This window comes from Actinomycetospora succinea (assembly GCF_004363095.1).
GTDB lineage: Bacteria > Actinomycetota > Actinomycetes > Mycobacteriales > Pseudonocardiaceae > Actinomycetospora > Actinomycetospora succinea.
Window position 1 is genome coordinate 25,850 of sequence record NZ_SNYO01000012.1, and the last position, 20,342, is coordinate 46,191.

17 protein-coding genes are annotated in these 20,342 nt (G+C 75.6%); 5 read left to right on the plus strand and 12 right to left on the minus strand.

Annotated features, from left to right (window positions below):
• Positions 1–210: 210 nt before the first annotated feature.
• The 4 genes from EV188_RS27440 to EV188_RS27455 all read right to left on the minus strand — a co-directional run bounded on the left by EV188_RS27440 (position 211) and on the right by EV188_RS27455 (position 3,417).
• Positions 211–462 carry a type II toxin-antitoxin system RelE family toxin gene (locus EV188_RS27440; RefSeq protein WP_133829523.1) on the minus strand — a complete coding sequence of 84 codons (252 nt, stop codon included), beginning with the start codon at positions 460–462 and terminating at the stop codon, positions 211–213.
• Positions 463–759 carry a DUF6247 family protein gene (locus EV188_RS27445; protein ID WP_133829524.1) on the minus strand — a complete coding sequence of 99 codons (297 nt, stop codon included), beginning with the start codon at positions 757–759 and terminating at the stop codon, positions 463–465.
• A gap of 79 nt (positions 760–838) precedes the next feature.
• Complete coding sequence (locus tag EV188_RS27450; protein ID WP_133829525.1) at positions 839–2,545, minus strand: DNA polymerase Y family protein; 1,707 nt, start codon at positions 2,543–2,545, stop codon at positions 839–841.
• Positions 2,542–3,417 carry a hypothetical protein gene (locus tag EV188_RS27455; protein ID WP_133829526.1) on the minus strand — a complete coding sequence of 292 codons (876 nt, stop codon included), beginning with the start codon at positions 3,415–3,417 and terminating at the stop codon, positions 2,542–2,544. The genes EV188_RS27450 and EV188_RS27455 overlap by 4 nt, the downstream gene beginning before the upstream one ends.
• Positions 3,418–3,531: 114 nt before the next feature.
• Here EV188_RS27455 and EV188_RS27460 point away from each other — a divergent pair, with 114 nt between their 5' ends.
• Complete coding sequence (locus EV188_RS27460) at positions 3,532–4,308, plus strand: NAD-dependent epimerase/dehydratase family protein (RefSeq protein ID WP_133829527.1); 777 nt, start codon at positions 3,532–3,534, stop codon at positions 4,306–4,308.
• Here EV188_RS27460 and EV188_RS27465 read toward each other — a convergent pair.
• Positions 4,260–4,592 carry a chorismate mutase gene (locus EV188_RS27465; protein ID WP_133829528.1) on the minus strand — a complete coding sequence of 111 codons (333 nt, stop codon included), beginning with the start codon at positions 4,590–4,592 and terminating at the stop codon, positions 4,260–4,262. The two genes, EV188_RS27460 and EV188_RS27465, sit on opposite strands and share 49 nt — an antisense overlap.
• 97 nt (positions 4,593–4,689) lie before the next feature.
• On the opposite strand from EV188_RS27465, the gene EV188_RS27470 reads away from it, so the two are divergent.
• Both EV188_RS27470 and EV188_RS27475 read left to right on the plus strand, forming a co-directional pair.
• Positions 4,690–6,057 (plus strand): MFS transporter, encoded by a 1,368-nt coding sequence (locus tag EV188_RS27470; protein WP_166660121.1) that lies wholly within the window; start codon positions 4,690–4,692, stop codon positions 6,055–6,057.
• A gap of 10 nt (positions 6,058–6,067) precedes the next feature.
• Positions 6,068–6,967 carry an alpha/beta hydrolase gene (locus EV188_RS27475; RefSeq protein WP_133829530.1) on the plus strand — a complete coding sequence of 300 codons (900 nt, stop codon included), beginning with the start codon at positions 6,068–6,070 and terminating at the stop codon, positions 6,965–6,967.
• A 6-nt stretch (positions 6,968–6,973) separates the two neighbouring features.
• On the opposite strand, the gene purH is transcribed toward EV188_RS27475, so the two are convergent.
• The 6 genes from purH to sucC all read right to left on the minus strand — a co-directional run bounded on the left by purH (position 6,974) and on the right by sucC (position 14,618).
• On the minus strand, positions 6,974–8,587 hold the full coding sequence (gene purH, locus EV188_RS27480) for a bifunctional phosphoribosylaminoimidazolecarboxamide formyltransferase/IMP cyclohydrolase (protein ID WP_133829531.1): 1,614 nt from the start codon (positions 8,585–8,587) through the stop codon (positions 6,974–6,976).
• Positions 8,584–9,201, minus strand: a complete 618-nt coding sequence (gene purN, locus EV188_RS27485; RefSeq protein ID WP_133829532.1) for a phosphoribosylglycinamide formyltransferase — start codon at positions 9,199–9,201, stop codon at positions 8,584–8,586. Before purN ends, purH begins: the two co-directional genes overlap by 4 nt.
• Before the next feature lie 61 nt (positions 9,202–9,262).
• Positions 9,263–10,741 (minus strand): cell division protein PerM, encoded by a 1,479-nt coding sequence (locus tag EV188_RS27490; RefSeq protein ID WP_133829533.1) that lies wholly within the window; start codon positions 10,739–10,741, stop codon positions 9,263–9,265.
• A 253-nt stretch (positions 10,742–10,994) separates the two neighbouring features.
• Positions 10,995–12,500, minus strand: a complete 1,506-nt coding sequence (locus tag EV188_RS32010; RefSeq protein WP_166660122.1) for a DUF5336 domain-containing protein — start codon at positions 12,498–12,500, stop codon at positions 10,995–10,997.
• A gap of 57 nt (positions 12,501–12,557) precedes the next feature.
• Positions 12,558–13,439, minus strand: a complete 882-nt coding sequence (sucD, locus tag EV188_RS27500; RefSeq protein ID WP_133829534.1) for a succinate--CoA ligase subunit alpha — start codon at positions 13,437–13,439, stop codon at positions 12,558–12,560.
• 3 nt (positions 13,440–13,442) lie between these two features.
• The gene (gene sucC / locus EV188_RS27505; protein ID WP_133829535.1) at positions 13,443–14,618 is read right to left on the minus strand and encodes an ADP-forming succinate--CoA ligase subunit beta; all 1,176 of its coding nucleotides are present in this window, start codon (positions 14,616–14,618) and stop codon (positions 13,443–13,445) included.
• Between the two features lie 297 nt (positions 14,619–14,915).
• Between sucC and EV188_RS27510 the strand changes: the two genes are divergently transcribed.
• The gene (locus EV188_RS27510) at positions 14,916–15,869 is read left to right on the plus strand and encodes an esterase/lipase family protein (protein WP_133829536.1); all 954 of its coding nucleotides are present in this window, start codon (positions 14,916–14,918) and stop codon (positions 15,867–15,869) included.
• Positions 15,870–16,246: 377 nt separating this feature from the next.
• Complete coding sequence (locus EV188_RS33135) at positions 16,247–17,494, plus strand: M23 family metallopeptidase (RefSeq protein WP_341770800.1); 1,248 nt, start codon at positions 16,247–16,249, stop codon at positions 17,492–17,494.
• A gap of 75 nt (positions 17,495–17,569) precedes the next feature.
• Here the strand turns inward: EV188_RS33135 and pcrA are convergent, their stop codons facing one another.
• Positions 17,570–19,912, minus strand: a complete 2,343-nt coding sequence (gene pcrA / locus EV188_RS27520; protein ID WP_133829678.1) for a DNA helicase PcrA — start codon at positions 19,910–19,912, stop codon at positions 17,570–17,572.
• Positions 19,913–20,342 lie beyond the last annotated feature (430 nt).

Consider the following 20,342-nt stretch of genomic DNA (forward strand, 5'->3'; position numbering starts at 1 on the left):
ATCGAACACGTGTTCGACACGATAGACGACGGGCCCGACAGGCGGGGGCCGGTCGCGTGACGGCGGCGGCTCTCGGGAGGGGCGAGCGGACCCAGGGTCGTGATCGCGTCGAGACGGACGTCGGCCTCGACGCGATCATCCCCTCCGCTCGCCGAGCCGACGTCCTCGTGGAACCGGGAGCGACGGCGGTGCTCGACGACCGCCGCGCCGTCACCCGGCCACCAGGCGCAGGACGATCACGCGCGGCGGTCGCTCGACCAGCGCGAAGAGGATCAGGCCGGCACCGTCGCCGTAGACGGTGGTCCACTGGTCAGTGAGGTGGTCGTACGCACTGCGAGGGACCTGACGAGGATTCTCGGCGAGCTGATCGAGTCGGGCGTCGATGTGGTCCCGGGCTTCACCCGGCAGGCCGTCGTACTGCTCTCGCGCGACCTCGAGCCACACCACCGAGTAGCGCGCCATCTACATCCGGATCCAGTTCCCCTGGTCGTCGCGGGCCAGGAGCCCGTCGACATCGCCTCGACCGACCCCGGCAACCTGCTCCTTCTCGGCGTCGGTGAGAGGGTTCGCGCGAATCGCAGCGATGCCCCACCACCGGTCCAGGACTGCCTCCACCGGAGCGAGGTCGAAGGTGTCACGCGCGCGATCGAGAGCTTCGCGGAACTCGGCCTCGAACGCCGCGCCCTCCTCGGGCCGGTGTTTCGCGAGGGCGGCCCTGATCGCTGGACCGGAACGTTCAACGGTGATCGTCAGCGTCATGACCCCTCCCCTCGACGAGCTGCGGTTCCGGACACTCTCCCATCGTCGGCGCCTCGCCGGGTCGGAACGGAGATGTCGGTCAGTCGTAGATCCCCTCCACCGCCCACCGGCCGTCGCGGTGGACCAGGAGCAGGGCGCGGCCGACGGCGTCGGCGCCGGAGGCGACCGGGTCGGGGGCGAGGTCGGCCGCCGGGTCGGGCTCGGGGTCGCGGCCGGCGGCGATCTCGTCGGCGTCGGTGCTGCACACGACCTGGACGCGCAGGCTGCCCCCGGCCACCGCCCGCGGGTCCCACCAGCGGCCGGGATCGGGCCAGGGCCCGCCCCACGCCCGCACCGGCGCGGTGGGGGCCGACGGGTCGGTGCCCAGCGCCACGTGGGCGGGCGGGGCCGTGAGCCGGCCGCGGGAGGCCCGGCGCACCGGCGCACCGTCGGCGTCGAGGACCCGTGCGGGCAGCGGCTCGGGCGGCACCCGCGCCGGCGAGGGCGCGGGGAGCACACCGGGCCACGGCGCCTCCGGGTCGGCGCCCTGGGGCGCCCGCTCGTCGCCCCAGGGCACGAGCCGGATCCGCTCGCCGGGACCGCGGCCGCCGCCGGACACCCCGGTGAGCACCTCCTCGGGACCGAGCAGACCCTGCACCCGCACCAGCGCCCGCCCGGCCCGCTCGTCGGCCACCCCGACCTCGCCCCAGAGCCCGAGCTGCAGCCGCCCGGCGTCGACGACCTCCTCGGGCACCAGGCGCAGCACCGTCAGGCCGCCGTCTCGACTGTGGCCCTGCCGGCGGGACAGCCAGCCCTCGAGCTGCCAGCGCACGCGGTCGGCCGTGCCGTGCGGGGTGAGCGGCTCGGCGCAGCGCCAGACCCGGGCCAGCTCGTCGCCCTCGGTGGTGCGCGCCTGCACCCCGAGACGCGTGCACGCGAGGCCCGCCCGGCCCAGCGCCTCGTGCAGCCGCTCGGACAGCGAGCGGGCGGCGAAGGCGGCGGCGTCGACCCGGTCGACCGGGGGGTCGAGCGGGAGCTCGACGGTGAGCTCGTCGGGAATCCGGCGGCGCGAGGGCGGGCGCTCGTCGAGCCCGCGGGCCACCCGGTGGGCCCGGACCGCGGCCGCGTCGAAGCGCGAGGCCACGTCGGTGGCGGACAGGCCGGCGAAGGCGCCCAGCGTGCTGAGCCCGAGCCGGCGCAGCAGGCCGATCAGCTCCGCGCGGGTCGCGCTCGCGTCGTCGTCGGCACCGGCGGTGTCGGGCTCCACGCCCGGCTCGAGCTCGAGCTCGGTGATCGGCAGCGGCGCCAGGAACGCCGGGCTCCCGCCGGGCGGCACCAGCAGCGAGCGGCGGGCGGCGAGGCCGGCCGCGAACAGCCCGTCGGCCACCCCCACCTGGCACTCGACGCGGGTGCGCGCCGCCACGTGGTCGACCAGGCGCTCGGCCACGACCTCTTCGCCCCCGAAGTACCGCGCCGGCCCACGCGCCGAGAGCGCGACGAGCCCCGGGCGCACCACCTCGACCCCCGGCGCGATCTCCTCGACCGCCGACGCGACCGGCTCGAAGCAGCGGGCGTCACGCTCGGGGTCGCGGGCGAGCACCGCGAGGTCCGGGCAGCGGGCCTGGGCCTCGCGGCGCCGCAGCCCCCGCCGGATCCCCTGCGCCCGCGCCGTCGCCGAGCACGCCACGACCCGGTGGGACGCCAGGACCGCCGCGGGCCGCGCGGGCGGCAGCCCCGCCTCGGCCGCGCCCGCCACCACCGGCCAGTCGGGACACCAGAGCGCGAGCACCCGCGCCGGCGCGCTCACCCGGCCACCACCCCGAGCGACGCGGCCACCGGCTCCGTCGGCCCTGCCGGCTCCACCGGCCGTGGCGGACCCGTCAGCGGCGCCCCGACCGGCAGCTCCCCGTCCGGCAGGCACGTCCCCGCCGGGCCGGGCAGCAGCAGCGGCTCCTCCCGCTCGCCCGGACGCCCCCGCGCTGCGGAGCGCACCCGGACCCGCCGCGAGCGCAGGCGCCCCGCGCCGTCGCCCCCGAGCCCGGCCCAGGCGCTGCCCTGCGCCCGCAGCTCGACCTCGGCGCCCGGCCACGTGCCCGGCGCCCCGACCGGCACCAGCACCGCGCCCCGCTGGCGGACCCGCGCGCCGAGCCGCTGCCGATCGCCCGCGGGCCACCGCACGCCGGGCAGCGCCGTGTCGAGCACGACCACGTCGACCCCGTCGACCAGCGCCGCCACCACCGCCGCCGGACGCGGCCCGGGGCGGGGCACCAGCGCCGTGCGTGCCAGGTCGAGCCCCGCCTCGGCGGCGGCCTGGACCCCGAGGTCGGGCAGCCCCACCACCGCGCACCACGACCCGGCCCGCGAGGCCTCGGCCAGCACCGCGAGCAGCAACGACGTCGACCCGGAAACCGCCACCGTCGACCCGCGCCGCAGCCCGCCGTCGGGCAGCAGGCCGGCCAGCGGGGCCGCCACCGGCAGCACCGCGCTGCCCTCGCGGTCGACGCGCGGCGGCTCGGCGACCGGCTCCTCCACCCTCTCCGGCACCGGCGCGGACTCCGGGGCCGCCGGCGCCGGGGCGCGCCGCCGGCCCCGCAGCTCCGAGGCCCGCACCACCCCGAGGTCGGCCCACCGCCGCGACGGGGAACCCTGCTCGTCGAGCAACGACGACGCACCACCCATGAGCGCCCTCCTCGAACACGTGTTCGAACACCGGAACGCTAACCCACACCCCCGACAGCCGCCGAGCCCTGCGGGCAGGGTCACGAGAACGAGACCCGACAGCGAAGGAGACCCATGCGCGTCCTCGTCACCGGAGCGGCCGGGCGGATCGGCGGCTACCTCCGGGCCCGCCTCCCCCGCCCCGACCGCACGCTGCGCCTGCTCGACATCACCACCCCGGACGCGGTCGGCGAGCACGAGGAGGCGATCACCGCGGACGTCACCGACCTCGACGCGATGGTCGCCGCGTGCGCGGACGTCGACGCCGTCGTCCACCTCGGCGGACAGAGCGGCGAGGCGCCGTGGGAGGAGATCCTCGCGACGAACATCCACGGCACCTACGTCGCGTTCGAGGCCGCCCGGCGGGCCGGCGTCGGCCGCGTGGTGTTCGCGAGCAGCAACCACGCCGCCGGCTTCCACCCCGCCACCGACCCCGTCCCCGACGACCTCCCGACCCGCCCGGACACCTACTACGGCGTCAGCAAGGTGACCGGCGAGGCGCTCGGCAGCCTGTACCACGACCGCTACGGCCTCGACGTGGTCTGCCTGCGCATCGGCACCTGCAGCGACACCCCGCCGAACGCCCGCGGGCTCGCGACCTGGCTCTCGCCCGACGACTGCGGCCGGCTCGTCGAGGCCTCGCTGACCTGTCGGGCACCGGGGTTCCGCGTCGTCTGGGGCGTCTCGGCGAACACCCGCCGCCGGTGGTCGCTGGCCGGCGCGCACGAGATCGGCTACCGCCCGCAGGACGACGCGGAGGTCTTCGCCGCGCAGGTCGGCGACCGGACCGCCGACACCGACGGCTACGTCGGCGGCGAGTTCGCCGGCCCGTCGTTCGACACCCCCGCCTGACCCGTCCCCCGAGCCACGATCGCCTCCTCGACGCGGATGGCCTCCGCCATGAGCAGGTCGGCCAGCCGGACCAGGAAGCCCTCGTCGAGGCCGTGCTCGCGGGCGCGGGCCGCGGCCTGGCGCTCCACCTCGGCGGCCCGGCCGGGCTGGAACACCGGTGTCCCCGCGCGCGCCTTCACCGCCCCGACCCGCTCGATGCAGCGCATCCGGTCCCGCACGAGGGCGTACAGCGCCTCGTCGATGCCGTCGAGCTCCGCGCGCAGCACCTCGAGCTCGTCGGACATCGGACCCCCACTTTATCGACGCAGAGTGATGACGATCCGGGTATGACTCCCTAACGTACCTCTCATGGCCCTGTCCACGGCTACGTTGCGTGCTTCGTTGCCGTTCCTCCCTGCCGCGGCGGGCCTCTTCTGCATCCAGCTCGACTTCTTCTCGCTCGGCCTCGCCCTGCCGACGATGGCCGTCGAGCTCGGCACGACCGTCACGAACCTGCAGTGGCTGCTGAGCGGCTACATGATCGCCCTCGGGGCGCTGCTGATCCCGAGCGGACGGCTCGGCGACATGCTCGGGCGGCGCGAGGTCATGCTCGCGGGCATCGCGCTGTTCGGGCTGAGCTCGCTCGTGTGCGGGCTCGCGAGCGCGGTCCCGGTGCTCATCGCCGCCCGCGTGGCGCAGGGCGTCGGCGCGGCCATGATCATGCCGTCGAGCTTCGCGCTGGTCACCAACGCGACGAGCGAGGAGGAGCGCCCGAAGGTCACCGGGGTGCTGCTCGGCGTCTCCGGCGTCGGCACCGCGCTGGGGCCGGTCGTCGGCGGCGTGCTGTCGTCGACGGTGGGCTGGCGCTGGGTGTTCCTCGTCAACGTGCCGGTCGCCCTGCTCGCGCTCTGGGGCGGGCGGCGGATGCGCACGTCGCGCGACGAGGAGGCGGGCCGCGACCTCCGGACCCTCGACTGGTGGGGCGTCGTCACCGTCGTCGGCGGGCTGGTCGCGATCAGCGTCGCCATCGACGACGTCGGCGTGCAGGGCTGGACGACCCCCGCGACCTGGGGGCCGCTGCTCGGCGGGCTGGCCCTGCTCGTCGCCTTCGCGGTCCGCGAGCGCCACGCCCCCGCGCCGCTGGTCCGGCCGTCGCTGGTGCGCAACCGGCTGTTCGTCCTGCTCTGCGTCGCCGGCACCCTCGCGAACATCGGGACCGTGACCTACATCGTCGCGGCCACCATCGACCTGCAGACCCTGCGCGGCCTGCCCGCGGCGGCGGCCGGGCTCGCGTTCGCCGTGTCGTCGGTCGGGCTGGCGGCGTGCGGGCCGCTGTCGGGCTGGGTGACGACGAAGGTGCCCGCCGGCCTGGTGATGGCCGTGTCCGTCCTGGCCTGCGCGCCGGCGCTCGTCCTGCTCGCCGCGGCCGGGCCGCTCCCGCTCTACGTCGTGGCGCTCGGGCTGTGCGGGCTGACCACCGGCATGGGGTACGGGCTCGGCCCGCTCGCCGCGCAGAACGTCCTGCCGGCCCGGCGCTCCGCGGAGGGCACCTCGGTCATGCTCACGTCGCTGATCTGCGTCGGCGGCATCGGCGTCGTCGCCGCCACCGCGGTCATCGAGGCCGTCGGGCCGCGCCCGCCCACCGAGGCCGGTCTGGCGCTCACCCTCGTCGCGATCGCGGCCCTCCTGCTCGTCGCCGGCGTGGCGACCCTCGTCAGCCAGTGGCCGCGGCGGCGCACCGCCGAGACCACCGATCCCGTACCCGCCTGAGGAGACGCCCGTGGTCAGCGCCGAGGCCGAGAAGTTCGCCGACATGCTGCGGCAGGCGCCGCGCATGGCCGAGATGCCGCTCACCGCGCAGCGGGAGGCCGGGGAGCACGCCGAGGACCTCACGGCGACGCCGGAGGGCGTCACCTACGCGCCGGTCGCCGAGGACGGGGTGACGGGCGTCTGGGTCACCGGCGCCACGGCCACCAGCACCGTCCTGTACCTGTTCGGCGGCGGGCACGTCATCACCTCGCCGGCGTCGCGGCACAAGTTCGCCGGCCACCTGGCGCTCGCCCTCGACGCCCGCGTGCTGCTGCTGGACTACCCGCTGGCGCCCGAGCACCCCTACCCGCAGGACGTCAACGCCGCCGTCGCGGCCGCGCGCTGGCTGCTCGAGCGGCAGGGGGTGCCGGCCGACCGGCTCGTCGTCGTCGGCGAGTCGTCCGGGGGCGGGCTCGTCCTCGAGACGCTGCTCGCCGCCGCCCGCGCCGGGCTGCCCCGTCCCGCCGCGGCCTACCTCATGTCCCCGTGGGCGGACCTGACCTGCTCGGCGCCGTCCTTCGAGGCCCGCCGCGACGTCGACCTCGAGTGCAGCCGCGAGAGCCTGACGCGGATGGCCCGCCAGTACCTCGACGGCCGGGACCCCACCGACCCGGGCGCCTCGCCCGCCCTCGCGCTGCCCAAGAACGTCGCCGTGGCGTGGCCGCCGCTGCTGGTGCAGGTCGGCAGCCACGAGGTCCTGCTCGACGACGCCCTCGCCGTCACGCGCGTGGCGGCGCTCGCCGACGTCCCCGTCACGCTGGACGTCTGGCCGCAGATGCAGCACTTCTTCCAGCTCGGTGTCGGCGTCTACCCCGAGGCCGCCGACGCGCTGGCGCGGGCCGGGGAGTGGGTGCGCCGACAGCTGGCCTAGTGCGCTCTAGTGCGCGAAGTGGCGGGTGCCGGTGAGGTACATCGTCACGCCGGCCTTCTGCGCCGCCTCGATCGTCTGCTCGTCGCGCACCGACCCGCCGGGCTGGACGACGGCCGCGACGCCCGCCTCGGCGAGCACCTCGAAGCCGTCCGGGAACGGGAAGAACGCGTCCGACGCGGCCACCGCACCGCGGACGCGGTCGCCGGCGCGGGTGACGGCGAGGCGTGCGGCGTCGACGCGGTTGACCTGGCCCATGCCGACGCCGACGGTGGCGCCGTCGTGGGCCAGCAGGATCGCGTTCGACTTCACCGCGCGGCAGGCGCGCCAGGCGAAGGCGAGGTCCGCCAGGAGCTCGGGCGAGGCCGCCTCGCCGCAGGCCAGGGTCCAGGACGCCGGGTCGTCGCCGGGGGCGTCGACGGCGTCGCGCTGCTGGAGCAGCAGGCCCCCGGAGATCGCGCGCTGCTCGGCCGCGGCCGGCGCCCAGGTCGCGGTGAGCACGCGGATGTTCTTCTTGCGCGCCAGCACCTCGACCGCGCCGTCGGCGTACGACGGCGCGACGATCACCTCGGTGAAGATCTCCGCGACGGTCTCGGCCATGGCCACGCTGACCTCGGTGTTCGCGGCGATGACGCCGCCGAACGCGCTGGTCGGGTCGCAGGCGTGGGCCTTGCGGTGCACGGCGGCGACAGCGTCATCAGCGGGGTCGTTCGCCGTCGCCACCGCGATCCCGCACGGGTTGGCGTGCTTGATGATCGCCACGCAGACGCCGTCGTGGTCGTGCGCGGCACGCCAGGCGGCGTCGGTGTCGACGTAGTTGTTGTACGACATCTCCTTGCCGTGCAGCTGCGTCGCGCCGGCGATGCCCGAGGTGACCTCCGGGTCGCCGTAGAGCGCGGCCGCCTGGTGCGGGTTCTCGCCGTAGCGCAGCACCGCGCGGCGCCGGGCCGTCGTGCCGACCCAGCCGGGGAACGGCGAGCCCGGCTCGGCGTCCGAGGTCAGGACGTTGCCCATCCACGACGCCACGGCGACGTCGTAGGAGGCGGTGTGGCGGAAGGCCTCGGCGGCCAGCCCGCGCCGGTCGGCGAGCGTGACGCCGCCCGCCCCGACCTGCTCGAGCACCCAGGCGTAGCGGGTGGGGTCGGTGACCACGGCGACCGACTCGTGGTTCTTGGCCGCCGCGCGGATCATCGCGGGCCCGCCGATGTCGATCTGCTCGACGCAGTCGTCGGGCGAGGCGCCGGAGGCAACGGTCTGGGTGAACGGGTAGAGGTTCACGACCAGCAGGTCGAACGGCGCGATGTCCAGCGACTCGAGCGCCTCGGTGTGGGTGGGCAGGCGCATGTCGGCGAGCAGGCCGGCGTGCACCCGCGGGTGCAGCGTCTTGACCCGCCCGTCGAGGCACTCGGGGAAGCCGGTGACCTCCTCGACCCGCGTCACCGGCACCCCGGCGTCCTGGATGCGCGCGGCCGTCGAGCCGGTGGAGACGACCTCGACGCCGGCCGCGTGCAGGCCGGTGGCGAGGTCGAGCAGGCCGGCCTTGTCGAACACGCTGACCAGGGCGCGGCGGACGGGGCGCCGACCCTCGACGGTGCTGGTGGCCTGGGCCTCGGTGGCGGTCACGGAATCCTCACTCCTCGTCCGGTGACGGTGGCGCCGTGGCGGGCCAGGGCGGCCACGGTCTCGACGAGCACGCGGCGCTCCACCACCTTGATGCGCTCGTGCAGCGTGTCCTCGGTGTCGTCCGGCGCGACGGTGACGGCCTCCTGGGCCAGCACCGGGCCGGTGTCCACGCCGGCGTCGACCAGGTGCACGGTCGCCCCGGTGACCTTCACCCCGTAGGCGACGGTGTCGCGCACCGGGTGCGCGCCCGGGAACGCCGGCAGCAGCGCCGGGTGCGTGTTGATCGTGCGGCCGCCGAACCGGGCCAGGAACGCCGTCCCGAGCAGCCGGGCGAACCCGGCGGACACGACGAGGTCGGGCTCGGCGGCGGCGACGGCCTCGGCCAGCGCGGCATCCCAGGCGGCGCGGTCGGCGAACTCGGCCGGCGGCACCACGGCGGTGTCGACGCCCTCGGCCGTCGCGCGGTCCAGCGCACCCACCGCCGTGCGGTCGGAGACGACGGTGACGACGCGCGCGGGGTAGTCGTCCGCGGCGCAAGCGTCGAGCAGCGCCTGCAGCAGGCTCCCCGAGCCGGAGGCCAGGACGACGACGCGGGCGGGCACGGGCAGAGTCAGCCGGTGCTGCTCGGTGGTGGTCAGCGCTGCTCCCGGGCCGCCGTGGATGTCGGCGTCCAGGTTAACCGCGCGGCTCCTCCGCAGGTCGGACGGCCTCGCCTGCCTCCGACACCGCCTCGTCGGGCGGGGTCTCCCCGGCGTCGTCGGGCGGGTCCTCGGCGCTCGTATCGTCGGCGTCGGCCGTGTCCTCGGCCGCGGGCTCCTCGGTGGCGGTCGTCGCGGTCTTGTCGGTCTTCGCGGTCTTCTCGGTCTTCTCGGTGGCGCGGCGGCGGGTCGTGGACACCGGCCGGCGACGGGTCCGGGCGGGCGCGGTCCCCAGCGGGACGGCGAGCAGCGCGACGACGAGGCCGGGCACGAGCACCCAGACCAGCACCGCGAACGCGACCGGCGCGGCCGGCACGTCGACCGGGTCGAACGGCCCCGCCCCGAGGCGCCCGCCGGACAGGGCCGCCGCGAGCCCCAGGAGCAGCGCCGCGGTGAGGGCCGCGGTGACGACCGCCTTGACGCGCGGCGGGGCCTCGGCGGCGGAGGGGGCGAGGCGCCAACCGACGATGCTCCCGACCGCGAGCGGCACCGCGAACGCGAGCCCCGCCCAGGTCGGCGGGGTGCTCTGCGGGAGCACCGCCGCGAGCGGCACGGGCGGCAGCAGGCCCGACGTGATCGCCGTCGGCGTCGCCGAGGCGGCCCCGATCGACACCCCCGGCCCGACCAGCCACGCCGCGGCCCCGACGACGGCGTTGGGCAGATAGGCGAGCGTGAGCAGGGTGAGGCCGGCGCCGCTGCCGGCCTCCGGGGCGATGTCGGCGAACACCCCGCGTACCGCGGTCAGGTCGGCGAGCAGGGCCGCGAGCAGCAGGCCCGCGCCGGCGGTCAGGAGCGCGGTCGTCGCGAGCAGGCCGCCCTGCAGGCCGTGGCGCGCCCACGCGGGCAGGCGGCGGGGCAGCGCGAGCAGGCCGCAGGGGCGGGCGACACCGGCCAGCGCGGCGAGGCCGGCGAGCAGGCCGCACACGACCCCGGCGAGGCCGGGTGACGCGTCGACGACGTTCTCGGGGGTGAGCAGGGCCGCCGCGAGCACGCCGATCACCGCGTGCGCCGCCGCGGCCGTGGCGACGACCGGCACGCCGACGCCGTGCAGGAGGCCGGCGGTCCGCCCGTCGGCGCGGCCCTCGAGCCGCGCGACCGCGCCGCGCGCGACCGTCGCGACCAGGACCGCGAGCAGCAGCGCGGGGGCGAGGGGCAGCATGCCCAGCGGCACCCCGGTGACCTGCAGCGGGACCAGGTGGGCGACCAGCCACAGCGGGATCCCGACGGCGAGCGCCTGCCCGAGACCGGGCTCGCCGCCCGGCGTCGTGCCGGACGCCAGCGCGGCGATCACGCCGGCGAGGACGACGGCGACCCCGTACAGGGTCAGCGGCGGCAGCAGCGCCACGCGCGCGAGGACCGGCACCCAGCCCGGGGGCCCGGGGGCGGCCGGGGTGGCGGTCGCCGGGCGAGTCCCGCGACCGCCGCGTCGCGGGGACTGGCTGGTCGGGGCGGTCACGCTCCCGACACTGTCAAAGAGCGGGCACCGGGACCCGCCGCCACGCCGTCGCCCGGGGTGTTCCAGCGTGGCGGCCACGCTCACACTCAGTGTCAGGAAATCCACCACGATCATGGGCGGGGCGTGCGAGCGATGCGGCATCGCTGGCACCACCGAGCCACGCCGACTGGCGCTCGCATGATCAGGAGCGCCTCAGACACCTCACCAGCGCCACGAGGTGCACCACGCGCTCCTGATCACCCGAGAGCGCAGGTCAGCGCGGCGAGCCCCACTCGCCGCGCCGGTCGTCCGACGACGACTCGGGGCGGCCCGGGTCCTCGCCGGACTCGTGGGCACCGCGGCGCTCGCCGCCGGGCGGCGGGGCGACGGGGCTGTTCGAGGGGCCGTTCGACGGCGCCGAGCCGGCACCGGGGTTCGACGGCGCGCCCCAACCGGTGGAGGGGATGCCGTAGCCCGGGGTCGAGCTGGGCCCGGTCGAGCCCTGCGGGGTGCCCTGGGGCGGGGTGTTCGGGCCGTCGTCGCTGCTCGACGACTCGCTCGACCCGTAGGAGCTGAAGCCCGGCGTCACGCTCGTCGCCTGCAAGTCCGGGGACCCGGGCGTCCCGAGCGGCCCCGACGATCCCGTGGCCGCGCTCGGCGACGACCCGGCGTCCGACGGAGAAGCCGACGACGACGCGGACTCGCCGCCCTGACCGGACGCGGTCGCGCTGGGCACGACCTGGGTGGTCGACGCCGAGCCGTAGCCCGCCCCGAAGGGACCCGACGGCGGCCCGGACGCGGGCGCGCCGCCCTGACCACCCCGCGGCGCCGCGGCGAACTGCCCGGAGCCCGGCCCGGTGTGCTGACCCGGAGCGCCGTATCCCTGCTGCTGCGTGGGAGCGGGCGGCATGCCCCCCGACGGCGGACCGGCCGGTCCGCCCCAGGGCCCGGCCGGGGTCGGCGGCGGGGGCCCGGCCGGCGCACCACCCGCCGGCGCCCCGAAGCCCGACGCCGCGGGGCGCGCGGCCGGGGCGCTGATCACGCCGGTGCCGAAGAGCGCCGCCACGACCGCGGCCACGGCGGCGAGCACCGCGAGCACCACCTGCACGACGAGCAGCGCGTCGGCGTACGCGAGCAGCGGCAGCATCGCCAGCGCCCCGGTGACCCCGACGACCGCGCCCGGCACGAGCGTGTTCGGGCTGCGGGGCAGCAGCGACGCGGCGGTGAGCAGGCCGCCGGCGAGCACCAGCGGCAGGTAGAACAGCGAGCCGAAGGCCGCGCTGAGGTCGGACGCGACGCCCGACGCCTCGGCGGAGCCGAAGAACGTCAGGATGTAGGCGAGCAGCGCCAGGACCCCGGCACCCAGCGCGACACCGCGCTCGGCACCCGAGCCGGCCCCGGGACGTGCCGAGCCGTCAGGGCCGCCGGTCTCGGGCTTCGCGGTGATCGTCGTCGTGGCCGCGGGGAAGCCCCCGGTCGACGGCTGCGACGGCTGCGACGGCTGCGGTGGCTGCGAGGACTGCGGGGAGGACGGCGCCGGCTGCTGCTGGCCCCACCCCTGCTGTCCCGGAGTCTGCTGGCCGTAGCCCTGCTGACCCGGAGCCCCGTAGGGCTGCTGCTGCTGACCCGCGCCGGCCCACGACGACCCGCCGTACGGCGCACCACCCGGTGCGCCGTACGAGCCGCCGCCGGCGCCCCAGCCGCCCGGGCCGGACGCCGCCTGACCCGGTCGCTGACCGGACGGGCCGCCCGGGGGCGGGCCCTGGTTCGGTGAGCTCATGAGGTTGTCCTCCCGGGGACGGCGGCGTCGGGCGGGTCGGCTGGGGGCCGGCTGGGGTCAGCTGACCAGGGAGCGCGCGAGGTCGGCGGTCTCGGTGGGAGTCTTGCCCACCTTCACCCCCGCGGCCTCGAGCGCCTCCTTCTTGGCCTGCGCGGTCCCCGCGGAGCCCGAGACGATGGCGCCGGCGTGGCCCATCGTCTTGCCCTCGGGGGCCGTGAACCCCGCAACGTAGCCGACGACGGGCTTGGTCACATTGGCCTTGATGTAGTCCGCGGCCCGCTCCTCGGCGTCACCACCGATCTCGCCGATCATCACGATCGCCTCGGTCTCGGGGTCGGCCTCGAACGCCGCGAGGGCGTCGATGTGCGTCGTGCCGATGATCGGGTCGCCGCCGATGCCGATGCCGGTCGAGAAACCGATGTCCCGCAGCTCGTACATCATCTGGTAGGTCAGCGTGCCCGACTTGGACACGAGGCCCATCTTGCCGGGACCCGAGATGTTCGCCGGGATGATCCCCGCGAGCGACTTCCCGGGCGAGATGATCCCGGGGCAGTTCGGGCCGATGATGCGGGTGCGGTTGCCGTTCGCGGTGGCGTGCGCCCAGAACCAGGCGGAGTCGTGCACCGGGATGCCCTCGGTGATCACGACGGTCAGGCCGATGCCCGCGTCGATGGCCTCGATCGCCGCGTCCTTGGCGAACTTCGGGGGCACGAAGAGCACCGAGACGTCCGCCCCGGTCTCCTTCATGGCCTCCTCGACGCCGCCGAACACCGGCACGTTCGTGCCGTCGATCTCGACGCTCGTGCCGGCCTTGCGGGCGTTGACCCCGCCGACGAGCTGCGTGCCCGCGGCCAGCATCTTGCGGCCGTGCTTCATGCCCTCGGAGCCGGTGAGGCCCTGGACGATGACCTTGCTGTTCTCGTTGAGGAAGATCGACATCTCTCAGGCACCAGCCTTCGCGGCGAGCTCGGCGGCCTTCGCGGCCGCGTCGTCCATCGTGTCCACCACGGTGACCAGCGGGTGGTTCGCCTCGGCGAGGATGCGGCGGCCCTCGTCGACGTTGTTGCCGTCCAGCCGGACGACGAGCGGCTTGGTCGCGTTGTCACCGAGGATCTTCAGGGCCTCGACGATGCCGTTCGCGACCGCGTCGCACGCGGTGATGCCGCCGAAGACGTTGACGAAGACGCTGCGCACGTCGTCGTCGCCGAGGATGACGTCGAGCCCGGCCGCCATGACCTCGGCCGACGCGCCGCCGCCGATGTCGAGGAAGTTGGCGGGCTTCATGCCGCCGTGCTGCTCACCGGCGTACGCCACGACGTCGAGCGTCGACATGACCAGCCCGGCGCCGTTGCCGATGATGCCGACCTGGCCACCCTCGAGCTTGACGTAGTTGAGGTTCGACTCCTTGGCCTTGGCCTCGAGCGGGTTCTGGCTCTTCTCGTCGACGAGCTGGGCGTGGGCCTCGTGGCGGAACTCGGCGTTCTCGTCGATCGTGACCTTGCCGTCGAGCGCGACGATCCTGCTCTCGGGGTCGCGGACCAGCGGGTTGACCTCGACCAGCGTCGCGTCCTCGCCGACGAAGGTGTCCCAGAGCTTGACGATGACCTGCGCGGCCTCGTCGGCGACCTCGGCGGGCAGCTTGCCCTGCTTGACGATCTCGTCGGCCTTCGCGCGGTCGACGCCCGCGATCGGGTCGATCGGCACCCGGGCCAGCGCCTCGGGCCGCTCGACCGCGAGCTCCTCGATCTCCATGCCGCCCTCGGCCGAGCACATGGCCAGGAAGTTGCGGTTCGAGCGGTCGAGCAGGAAGGAGAAGTAGTACTCCTCCGCGATGTCGCTGGCCGCGGTGACCAGGACCCGGTGGACGATGTGGCCCTTGATGTCGAGCCCGAGGATGGCCTCGGCCTTCTCCTTGGCCTCGGCCGGGCTCTGCGCCAGCTTGACGCCGCCGGCCTTGCCGCGGCCGCCGGTCTTCACCTGCGCCTTGACGACGACCGAGCCGCCGATCTCCTCCGCGGCCCGCTCCGCCTCGGCGGCGGTGTCGACGGTGCGACCGGGCAGCACCGGCACCCCGTGGGCGGCGAAGAGGTCCTTCGCCTGGTACTCGTACAGGTCCACTCGTGAACTCTCCTCACCAACTCCCCGGGCGCCGCCGGACGGCGGTCGCCGGGCGAGGTCGCGCGGCGCCCTCGGTGTGGAGTGGAGCGCCTGCGTCCGACGGATGCGCGGCGACCCTATCCACGCGGGGACGCGCCGGGCGCCACGGTGGGGGGCGACTCCCGACACACGAGCAGGTCGACCGGGGTCTGGATCGATTCGCCGGTGCCCCGAACGGGCCCACCTCCGGGCGATCTTGATCGGTTCGGCGCAGACCCTGGTGAGAATTGGGAGTGAACAACGCTTAACGTCCGTCTCATGGACGTGACGGGCGTCATGTCGCCGGCGACGGAGCCGGCGGACGCGCTGGGACCCGCGGAGCGACCGGTGACGGCCGTCGCCGGTGCCGTCTGGCGCGGGCTCGGCTACGTCGCGCGCACCTTCGGGGTGCCGGCGGGCGTGCGCGGCCTCGCGGTCGAGATCGCCTACACGGCCGTGCACATGTCGCTCTACCCGTGGGGCCTGGTCGACGAGGTGCTGCGCCCGGTGGGCACGTTCGTCCACCACCGCACCGAGGCGCTCTCCCCCGCCCAGCGCAGCCTCGTCGTCTCCGACATGGAGAGCTCGACGACGCCGGTCCTGCTCGTGCACGGCATCGTCGACAACCGCTCGATCTTCGCGCTGCTGGCCCGCGCCCTGCGCCGCCGCGGGTTCGGCGTCGTCCACGCGATCAACTTCAGCGTCCTCACGGCGTTCACCGGCGACATCCGCGAGGCCGCGCGCGACCTCGGCCACCACGTCGAGCGGCTGTGCGCCAGCACGGGCGCCGACCGCGTGCACATCGTCGGGCACTCCCTCGGCGGGCTCATCGCGCGCTACTACGTGCAGCGTCTCGGCGGCGACGCCCGCGTGGACACGCTGGTCACGCTCGGCACCCCGCACGAGGGCAGCCTCATCGCGCACGTCCTGCCGCCCACCCGCGTCCCGATGCAGCTGCAGCCGGGCTCCGACCTGCTGCGCGAGCTCGAGGAACCGGCCCCGGGCTGCCGCACGCGCTTCCTCGCGGTGTGGAGCCGCCAGGACCAGCTGATCATCCCGCAGCGCGCGGCGCGGCTGACCCATCCCGACCTGCAGGTCACCGAGGTCGAGCTGGAGCACGTCGGGCACCTGTCGATGACGATCGACGCCGACGTCGTGCACCTGGTCACACGGTTGTTGTCCCGACAGCCTGTCGTGGGCAACCGCGAGCCGACGGGCCGCCTCGCCGGCTGACGGGCGTGACCCGGGCGACACGGGCACGGCGAACGGTCGGCGCCACGTGCCGGCGGGCGCCGCGCACGCGCCGAACGGGCCGGTCACGGTCCCGCGGCACGGGCGGGACCCCGACGGTGCCGCCGACCGAGCGAACCGCTGTCACCCGACCCGGTGACGACCGCTCGGCGCGTACGCCCGCACGCACGGCGTAGCGACCGACTCGGGGCACTCCTGTCGTTTGCTCCCGCCGTGACCTCGTCGCTACCTTTCCGCCGTCCTCATCACGGCCAGGTCACGAACGACATACGGAACGACCCCGACGTTCCCCAGGGCACTCCCCGAACCACCGCCCTGCATGTCGCCGCGACCGGCCCCGATCTGCGGGAAGGATGGTCTTGGCGAACAGCTCCCCACGCCCGCCGTCCGCGCCCCTGTTCGGTTCCCTCGGTCTCACCCCCGCCCTCGCCGGCGCCGGTGGAGCTCCGTCGGGACCGCGATTCCCCGATCTCTCCGGCCTCGCCGGAGGACTGCCCGGGCTCGGCGCCCGCGGTGGCCGGCGCGGCGGTGACGCCGCCGGCCTGGTGAACGCCCCGGCGCACGCCCCCGGCCCCGTGCCCGGCCGCCCCGTCGGGGTCCGCCCCGGCTCCCCGCCGCCCGCGCCCCCGCGTCCGGCCGGCCCGCCGCCGCAGGGACCCACGACCGGCGGTCACCGCCGTCCCCCGCGGACCGAGGAGACCCTCCGCGACCTCCCGCGCGAGCACCGGGCGCCCCAGGGCCCGCCCCCGGGTTCGCCGCAGCGTCGGCCGCAGGGCGCTCCCCAGCGCCGCGACGTCGACCCCCGCCGCGGTGCCCGTCCCGCGCCGCCCGCCGAGCGCGGCCCCTCGCCGCTGCGCGGCCGCCTGGCCGTCGCCGCGGTGGCCGCGGGCGCCCTGGCCACGGCGGGGCAGAGCTTCGCCGGCCTCGACGCCCTCGGCGACGCCCCGACCACCGCGGAGCTGGCCCTCGCCGCCGACCGCGGCAGCACCGAGGGCACCGGCGGGTCGTCGCGCAGCGCGACCGACCTCGACCCCGCCACCTCGGGAGTCCTCCCGGTCACCACGACGACCGGCTCGGGGTCCACGACGGGCGCATCGAGCACCTCGTCGTCGTCCGACGCCGACGACGCGCACCAGGTCGGCTCGCTGAGCAAGGCCGCCGACCGTGCGGCCGCCGCGGCGCGCGCCGCCGCCGAGGCCGCCCGCCCCGACTTCGTCAAGCCCGCCGACGGCCGCTTCACCTCGGGCTTCGGTGCCCGCTGGGGCTCGTCGCACCGCGGCATCGACATCGCCGGCCCGATCGGCACCCCGATCGTCTCGGTCGGCGACGGCACCGTCATCGAGTCCGGCCCGGCCAGCGGCTTCGGCCAGTGGGTCCGGGTGGAGCTCGAGGACGGCACGGTCAACGTCTACGGCCACGTCAACCGCTCCTACGTCCGCGAGGGCCAGCGGGTCCGCGCGGGCGAGGAGATCGCCGAGATCGGCAACCGCGGTCAGTCGACCGGCCCGCACCTGCACTTCGAGGTGTGGAAGAACGGCAGCCAGAAGATCAACCCGCTGCCGTGGCTCGCGGAACGCGGCATCTCGCTGGGTTCCCCTCAGGACTAGTCCGCTCCCCGCAAGACGACCAGGGCCCCGGAGCACGCGCTCCGGGGCCCTCGTCGTGGGGGCGTCGGCGGCGGGCTACAGCTTCGTCAGCGGGACGCCGCCGATGAGCATGAGGCGCACGGTGCCCGAGGAGCCGAAGTCGATGGTGGCGGTGGCCCGGGAGCCGACGCCGTCGACGGTGACGACCGTGCCGAGGCCGTACTTGTCGTGGGTGACGCGGTCGCCGACCTCGAGCGAGATGGTCGGCGCCTCCTTCCAGTCCGGGCGCATCGGCGACGGGCGCGAGGTGCGCCCCGACAGGTCGGTGCCGGGGCTCGCCCAGCGTCCGGAGCCGAACCGGGTTCGGCCCACCGGCGAGGACCGCTCGGAGCTGGGCTCGACACGCCGCCACTCCCACACGTCGCCGGGGACCTCGTCGAGGAACCGCGAGGGCGGGTTGGCCTGCGGCTGCCCGAACGCCGAGCGCATCACCGCGCGCGAGAGGTAGAGCCGCTTCTGCGCCCGTGTGATGCCGACGTAGGCGAGCCGGCGCTCCTCGGAGAGCTCCGCCGGGTCGGCCAGGGCGCGGGAGTGCGGGAAGACGCCGTCCTCCCAGCCCGTCGCGAACACCACCGGGAACTCGAGGCCCTTCGCGGTGTGCAGCGTCATCAGGGTGACGACGCCGTCGCCGCCGTCGGGGATCGAGTCGGCGTCGGCGACCAGCGAGACCCGCTCGAGGAACGCCTCCAGCGAGCCGGGCTCGGGGGTGCCGTCGGTGCCCGCGGCGGGCGTCTCGTCGTCACCCTCGAGGCCCTCGGCGTTGCGCGCGTCCTGGACGAACTCGCGGGCGACGCTGACGAGCTCCTGCAGGTTCTCGAGGCGGGACTGCTCCTGCGGGTCCTCCGAGCCCTCGAGCTCGGCGCGGTAGCCCGAGCGGTCGAGGATCGCGTCGAGCACCTCGTCGACCGGCGCAGCGCCTCGATCGGTCGAGCTCCGCTCCGCTTCGTCTCCCCCCACCAGCAGCCCCGCCAACCCGTCCATCATCTCGACGAAGTCGGCGATGTTGCGCTGCGAGCGCGTGGCCAGCCCGTGCACCTCGCCCGCGGCCGCGCGGCGCAGGGCGGCGGCGAAGGTGATGCGCTCGCGGTCGGCCGCGTCGGCGACCACCGACTCGGCGCGGTCGCCGATCCCGCGCTTGGGGACGTTGAGGATGCGCCGCAGCGAGACCGTGTCCTCGGGGTTGGACAGCACCTTGAGGTAGGCCATGGCGTCGCGGACCTCGCGGCGCTCGTAGAACCGCACGCCGCCGACGATCTTGTACGGCAGCCCGAGGCGGATGAACACGTCCTCGAAGACGCGGGACTGACCGTTGGTGCGGTAGAAGACGGCGACCTCGCCGAAGCGCACCTCGCCGGCGTCGACGAGGCGGTCGATCTCGGCGGCGACGAAGGCGGCCTCGTCGTGCTCGTTGTCGGCGACGTAGCCGACCACCAGCTCGCCGTCGCCCGCGTCGGTCCAGAGCCGCTTGTCGCGGCGCTCCGGGTTGCGGCTGATGACGGCGTTGGCCGCGGTGAGGATGCGCTGGGTGGAGCGGTAGTTCTGCTCGAGCAGGATCGTGCGCGCCTCGGGGTAGTCGCGCTCGAACTCGATGATGTTGCGGATGGTCGCGCCGCGGAAGGCGTAGATCGACTGGTCGGCGTCGCCGACGACGCAGAGCTCCGCGGGCTTCACCGAGCCGTCAACGCTGCCCGCCGCCAGGGCCCGGACCAGCATGTACTGGGCGTGGTTGGTGTCCTGGTACTCGTCGACCAGGATGTGCCGGAAGCGGCGCCGGTAGTACTCCGCGACGTCCGGGAAGCGCGTCAGCAGGTCGACCGTGCGGCCGATGAGGTCGTCGAAGTCGAGCGAGTTCGACTGCTGCAGGCGCTGCTGGTAGACGGCGAAGACCTCGGCGGTGCGCTTCTCCGCGTCGGTGGTGGCGGCGTCGGCGGCCTCGATCGGGGAGACCAGCTCGTTCTTCCACGCCGAGATGCGCGCGAGCAGGCCGCGCGGCGAGTACTTCTTGGCGTCGAGGTCGAGCCCCCGGGCCACCGACGCGACCAGCCGGCGGGAGTCGTCCGCGTCGTAGATCGAGAACGTGGAGCTCAGCTCCAGGTGGCGGTACTCGCGGCGCAGGATGCGCACGCACATGGAGTGGAACGTCGAAACCCACATCGCGTTGGCGCGCCGGCCCACCAGCGCGGCCACGCGCTCGCGCATCTCGGCGGCGGCCTTGTTGGTGAACGTGATGGCCATGACCTGGCCCGGCCCGACCCCCTGGTGGCGCATCTGCCAGGCGATCCGGTGGGTGAGCACCCGCGTCTTGCCCGACCCGGCGCCCGCGACGATCAGCAGCGGCGAGCCGGTGTGCATCACGGCCTCGCGCTGCGGCGGGTTCATGCCCTCGAGCAGGGGATCGTCGGCCGGGTCCGGCGTGTCGGACGAGCGGCGCAGCGCCGCGCCGCCGCCCGCGTCACCCCCGCCGGCGGCGGCCGCGGCGAGGCGCCGGGACAGGGCGGAGGCCGCCGAGCGCGCAGGGGGACCCGACCCGGCGTCCGGCCCGGCCTCGAGGGCGGCGTCGGACCCGGCGGGACGGGTGGCAGGACCGGTGCTCATCGTCGGTCCACGCTACCGGGGCCCCCTGACAACGGACGGGCGGCGCAGCGGGCGGTTGGCGGCACGGGGGCGCGGTGGCATGATGTTCGTCGTGCACGCGCAGACCGTTCGATTTTTCTACGGGTACCGGACCCCGGTGCCCGTGGACATCTGACGCGCCTGCCGCGCCCGACCCACGCCGCCCCGGAGTCCACGGACCCCGGGGCGTTCTCGT